Here is a 1,156-nt window from a genome sequence, read left to right as displayed (position 1 = left end):
ATATAGTAGCTAATCAAATAGTTCGCAAAATAGGGGTGAACCAACGTGTTGCTGTTATCTTACCACATGGGATTAATCAAATATTAGCTATGATTGCAATATTAAAATCGAATAACTGTTATGTTCCGATAGATTACTCTTTAAATGGAGATAAAATTAAAAAAATTTATTCATCCACCCAAGCTGTGATGTACATATCTGATAAAAATATTCCGTATGTTTCAAAAACGAATTTTTTGGATGTTTCAGAATTTATTACAAAGAAATCAGATGAGAAATTGCCGATAGAAAATCCTTTTATATACCTTAGAGAACGAGAAGCTTATATTTTGCACACATCTGGATCAACGGGTGAACCAAAAGGTGTAATAGTGTCGATAGCCAATTTAGATTATATCATAAGGAACTTGAATACTATAACACCTGCCGTCGAAGAATCTAGATATTTATTTTCAACACCATATAGTTTTGATGTATCGATCACAGAAATGTTAGGTTGGATAGTGAGCGGCAGTAGCGTATACTGTCTAGATTTGAGTGTTCCCTCGAATTATAAATGTTTAGCAGAAATTATTTTTAAAAATAAAATAACGCATCTAGCCTTTTCTCCTGCAGCATTTTTAGCATTTATAGAGAGATTAGAACAACCGATATTGCAAAAATTAGATTCTACCATTAAGTATGTTGTTATTGCTGGTGAAAAATTTAATTTATCAATTTATAGACTTTGGAAAAGAAATAAGCTAAATTTTAAATTGATTAATGCGTATGGGCCTACAGAGACTACAATATATGCGACAGCGCATATTATTACGAAAGACGAGACGGAAGATATACCCATAGGTGTTCCATTAGAGGGTGTAAAATATATCATTAAAAGCAACGGAACCCACAATTATGGTGAACTTTATATTGGCGGGAAGGGAGTATCAAAAGGGTATACTAACACAAGTCTAAATAATGAAAGATTTCCAGTAATTGATGGGGATAGATATTATTCTACTGGTGATATTGTTTACTATAAAAATGGAAGTCTTTACTATGTTGGAAGAAAAGATAATCAAATTCAGAGAAATGGAATTCGTATAGAGTTAGGGGAAATTGAAAAAGGTATTGAGAGCAATAGTAAAGTAATTCAAGTTTTAGTATTACAGAT

1 protein-coding gene is annotated in these 1,156 nt (G+C 31.5%); it reads left to right on the top strand.

Translation table 11 applies throughout. The features are described from left to right. Positions 1–1,156 (top strand): AMP-binding protein (locus D8872_RS10630; protein WP_142999581.1); only part of this gene is annotated, 1,156 nt, incomplete at both ends.

The organism is Streptococcus cristatus, assembly GCF_003943815.1.
GTDB classification, from domain to species: Bacteria; Bacillota; Bacilli; order Lactobacillales; family Streptococcaceae; genus Streptococcus; species Streptococcus cristatus_F.
Note: the sequence above shows the minus strand (reverse complement) of the source record. Positions and strands in the feature narration are given on the sequence as shown.